The sequence below is a fragment of the Sporomusa aerivorans genome (assembly GCF_041428895.1).
Taxonomy (GTDB): domain Bacteria; phylum Bacillota; class Negativicutes; order Sporomusales; family Sporomusaceae; genus Sporomusa; species Sporomusa aerivorans.
In genome coordinates this window covers 62501-67500 of sequence record NZ_CP156926.1, presented here as the reverse complement: position 1 = coordinate 67500, position 5000 = coordinate 62501, and the positions used below count along the sequence as shown (strand labels likewise).

The 5000-nt window shown below is 46.4% G+C and carries 2 protein-coding genes and 1 rRNA gene (1 of these 3 cut by a window edge); all 3 read right to left on the bottom strand.

Going from position 1 to position 5000, the window contains the following annotated elements:
• Positions 1 to 1381 (bottom strand): 16S ribosomal RNA (locus SATMO3_RS00250); it reaches 276 nt to the left of the window's first position.
• Positions 1382 to 1850: 469 nt separating this feature from the next.
• The gene (gene ilvD, locus SATMO3_RS00245) at positions 1851 to 3509 is read right to left on the bottom strand and encodes a dihydroxy-acid dehydratase (protein ID WP_371375866.1); all 1659 of its coding nucleotides are present in this window, start codon (positions 3507 to 3509) and stop codon (positions 1851 to 1853) included.
• 158 nt (positions 3510 to 3667) lie between these two features.
• Entirely contained in the window at positions 3668 to 4744 is a 1077-nt protein-coding gene (locus tag SATMO3_RS00240) for a hypothetical protein (protein ID WP_371375864.1), read from the bottom strand.
• Positions 4745 to 5000 lie beyond the last annotated feature (256 nt).

The following is a 5000-nucleotide window of genomic DNA, read 5'->3' as shown; positions in this document are numbered from 1 at the left end:
CAGGCTTGCTTCGCTTTGTTTAAGCCCATTGTAGTACGTGTGTAGCCCAGGACATAAGGGGCATGATGACTTGACGTCATCCCCGCCTTCCTCCGCATTGTCTGCGGCAGTCTCCCTTGAGTTCCCACCATAACGTGCTGGCAACAAAGGATAAGGGTTGCGCTCGTTGCGGGACTTAACCCAACATCTCACGACACGAGCTGACGACAGCCATGCACCACCTGTTTTCGTGTCCCCGAAGGGAGGAACTAATCTCTTAGTTTTTCACTCAATGTCAAGCCCTGGTAAGGTTCTTCGCGTTGCGTCGAATTAAACCACATACTCCACCGCTTGTGCGGGCCCCCGTCAATTCCTTTGAGTTTCAACCTTGCGGCCGTACTCCCCAGGCGGGGTACTTATTGCGTTAACTCCGGCACAGGAGGGGTCGATACCTCCTACACCTAGTACCCATCGTTTACGGCCAGGACTACCGGGGTATCTAATCCCGTTCGCTCCCCTGGCTTTCGCGCCTCAGTGTCAGACACAGTCCAGAAAGTCGCCTTCGCCACTGGTGTTCCTCCCAATATCTACGCATTTCACCGCTACACTGGGAATTCCACTTTCCTCTCCTGCACTCAAGATCCCCAGTTTCCTGCGCCCATACGGAGTTGAGCTCCGCACTTAGACACAAGACTTAAAGATCCACCTACACGCCCTTTACGCCCAATAATTCCGGACAACGCTTGCCACCTACGTATTACCGCGGCTGCTGGCACGTAGTTAGCCGTGGCTTCCTCCTTTGGTACCGTCATTACCTTGCATTATTTACACAAGATACGTTCGTCCCAAACGACAGAGCTTTACGATCCGAAAACCTTCTTCACTCACGCGGCGTTGCTCCGTCAGACTTTCGTCCATTGCGGAAGATTCCCCACTGCTGCCTCCCGTAGGAGTCTGGGCCGTGTCTCAGTCCCAGTGTGGCCGTTCATCCTCTCAGACCGGCTACTGATCGTCGCCTTGGTGAGCCATTACCTCACCAACTAGCTAATCAGACGCAGACCCATCTCTAAACGGTAGCTTATATATAGAGGCCACCTTTCTTAACTCAGTCATGCAACCAAGTTACCACATTCGGTATTAGCACCACTTTCGCGGTGTTGTCCCCAGTTTAGAGGCAGGTTGTCTACGCGTTACTCACCCGTTCGCCACTATCTGCTGTCCAACACCGAAGGCTCTTGTGTTGGCACTTGTTTTTGCGTGAAGCGCTCTCTATCGTTCGCGCTTGACACTGTCGGAGTTCACATCACCAAAACTCTCGGTGTTGAACAGCAGACCGTTCGACTTGCATGTGTTAGGCACGCCGCCAGCGTTCGTCCTGAGCCAGGATCAAACTCTCCATAAAAGTTATATTTATGGAGCCTTTTGTTGGCTCATAAAATTTAAAAGAAGTTATTTAATGTGCTCAAACGAGCACCGCACATCTGGCTTTTAACATTTTATATGTTATTGATGCATTACTTACATTGTTCAGTTTTCAGGGAACAGTTCTGTTTGTTTGTCATTGCCTTGCAGCGCTGACGTTTCTATATGTTATCACGTATCTTTCTCCGTGTCAACATCTTTATTTTTGGTACTTTTTGTCGTTGTATTACCAGCGACAGCTTTTATATACTAACATATTTACGCAAAGTGTGTCAAGAGATATTATACACTTTTATTACAAGGCAGTCTTGTCAGGTCATCTGCTTTTTCATCGTAGCATATTGTTACCTTCATTGTTAATTATTATTCAGTTAATTTAGAAAAAACAGACTAAGGCAAAAAGTGGCTCTGCGCCTCCCTTTTTGCCTTACCAAATATACTTTGTGATATTATTTTAGTACAGCTCCGGTATTCGCCGATGTTACCAGTTTCGCATACCTGGCAAGGTAACCGGTGGTTACCTTCGGTGCAGGTTGAACCCAGGCCGCTTTTCGCTTTGCCATTTCCTCATCACTTACATTAACCTCTAACTTACGCCCGGGAATATCGATACTGATAATGTCACCTTCTTCTACCATGGCAATCGGTCCTCCCTCCATAGCCTCAGGAGAGACGTGACCAATACAAGCCCCTTGAGTAGCGCCGCTAAATCGACCGTCAGTTAAAAGTGCAACCTTAAGTCCCATGCCAACAATAACAGCGGTCGGATTAAGCATTTCCTTCATGCCCGGTCCGCCTTTAGGACCTTCGTACCGAATAATAACCACATCGCCATCTTTGATCTTCTTGCTAATTATAGCTTCAATTGCTTCTTCCTCGGAATTGAAGACACGGGCTATACCTTCAAAAGTAAGCATATCCTCTTTAACAGCGCTTTCTTTTACAACTGCACCGTCAGGAGCTAAATTGCCTTTCAAAATAGCAATGCCACCGGTATTACGATAAGGTGCATCCACAGCTTTGATTACGTCAGAACGCAAAACAGCGACATCTTTAAGTCTATCGCTAACAGTCCCGGTTACCGTCTGAGCATCGGTATGAATACGATTAAGTTTTGAAAGTTCTTTCATTACCGCCAATATGCCGCCAGCTTCATTAAGATCCTGGATATGCTGGGTTCCTCCGGGACTTAGCTTAGTAATATACGGAGTCTTGGCACTGATTTCGTCAAATAGCTCTAACGGCAGTTCAATGCCGGCTTCATGGGCAATTGCGGTAAGGTGCAATACTGTATTGGACGACCCGCCAATCCCCATATCCACAGCCATGGCATTTTCAAAAGCTTTACTAGTTAAAATGTCCCGGGCTTTAACATCCCTTTTTACCAGATCAACAATAATCTCGCCGGCTTGTTTAGCCATCATCCGGCGCGCACCGAAATGTGCAGCCGGAATAGTTCCGTTGCCAGGCAGAGCCATTCCCAGCGCCTCCGCCATACAGTTCATAGTATTGGCAGTAAACATGCCTGCACATGAGCCACAGCCCGGACAGGCCGATTTCTCCATTTTGTCCAGTTCAGTCGCGGTAATTTTACCGGCTTCAAAGAGTCCGGCCGCTTCGAACATAGTACTGACGCTGATATCCCTTCCCTGATAACGTCCAGCCAGCATAGGACCGCCACTCATCACAATGCAGGGGATATTTAACCTGGCCGCAGCCATAAGCATACCCGGAACTATTTTATCACAGTTCGGAATAAGCACCAGGCCGTCAAAACGATGACCAATGGTCATTGCCTCCACTGAGTCCGCGATGAGTTCCCGGCTGGGTAATGGGTATTTCATTCCGTCATGCCCCATGGCAATACCGTCACAGATACCGATCGCCGGAAACTCAACAGGCATACCGCCCCCGGCTGCTACACCCAATTTTACAGCCTCAGCCACGTCCCGCAAATGCATATGTCCAGGTATTATTTCATTAAAAGCATTTACTATTCCAATCATCGGCTTTTCTAATTCCTGAGGAGTATATCCCATGGCATAAAACAGCGAACGATGGGCGGCACGAGTCGACCCCTTTTTAACTATATTGCTTTTTAAGGTCATAGCAAAATCCCCTTTCGTATAAAACCGCGCAATCGAGGACAAACATCCACGCACGGCGTCCATTATAGTAACACAGTATTTAGTATTCAACAATATCTAGCTAAATCCTTCTATAATATATACGATTACTTATTCACCTAGGGAAAAGGTTGCTCCGTTTATTTCTTTTTTTTGTTTTTACTCTTTTTAGGCGGCTTTTGTTTATTAATTTTAGTTGCTGCCGGCCAAGCAACTTTACTAGAATTCGTACGCATTGTCCGCTCTTCTGGCAATAGTTCTTCCCGTCTGGTCCCTAAATAGACTTCCGCCAGAGGATAGAGCGTCTCCCTGCGGGTAGTATCTATTTCAAAGTCAAGACTCGAGGTCGAGGCAATTTCATTTTTAGCAAAATGGGCCATAGCTAGTTCATCAGGCTTGGGCAGCATATCGATAGAACTATTGCTATGAGTGTAAATAGCAAGCAGCGTCGTCAAAGCACCAACAATTAATTCTCTCAGATTATAAGCAGTCAAATGTCCGTACTGATGGCTGAAGGCAATAGCCTGTCTTAAGCTTGAAGCAGCAGTCTCCAGCTCACCGCAGTCATATAATATTTGGCCCAGGGAAAAAAGTGATTCAACCTGCCCCATATCTTTAAGCAGAGCCTGCTCATGAGCCACTACCGCCAATTCCGGACGCTTCCCCCGGTAGTAGGCATTCCCTAAGCGGTTCCAGAGGTAGGCATCGTCAGGTGTATCGGCAAGCTTATGTAAGAAATACTCCTCCGCTTCGCTGCCCCAGCGAGGCGCAAAACCGTTATCTATCAAGGCTTCTCCAAATATAACATCTGTTGAGCGTTCGCTAGTAGTATTTTTGGTGGCTGCCAATGCCATTTTCCCGGCAAGCATTGTTTGCGCACGCGCGGATAATTCCCATTCTCCGGCACTATTACAATGTTTGCAGCGAAAATAGCCAAGAGCCTGAAACTTTTCTACCTTATTGACTGGTTCATTATGTAAGGGGACAACCACTGTTCCTAAATCATAGTCTCCACTTTTATTACATTGCTTACAGGTCAAACGAAAAATATTCTCAGGAAACTCCCGGTTTACTGTTTTAATATGTTTGAATACCAGTTTAGGGTATTTGCCTGGCAACATAATATTGGTTGGCCGCGAAGGTATACGTTCCACCGCCTGCTCTGTGGCAATGCTGATAAGTAAAGGGTTTATACCATATTTTTGGTACTTTTCCACGATGTATCACTCCTCACAATAATATCGCTATTGCTATGACTTATATAATTAGGCCCACTTGCAAAAAGCCCCACCCTTGAATAGTGGGTGGGGCTTCAGCTTGTATTCTTATTATATGCCAGTATTTAGGAATATGTCAATTGGCTATTGCCTTACAAATGGGTGAACTTAGCATCTCGCGTCGACTTGCTAAGCTCACCCTTAGTAAGCCGTAAGCTAGATAGAAATATACTTTTGCTCAAAATAAAAAGACTAT

Bases quoted from the DNA above. Each gene is read 5' to 3' on its own strand.
- ilvD (WP_371375866.1), bottom strand. From the start codon at position 3,509: ATGACCTTAAAAAGCAATATAGTTAAAAAGGGGTCGACTCGTGCCGCC.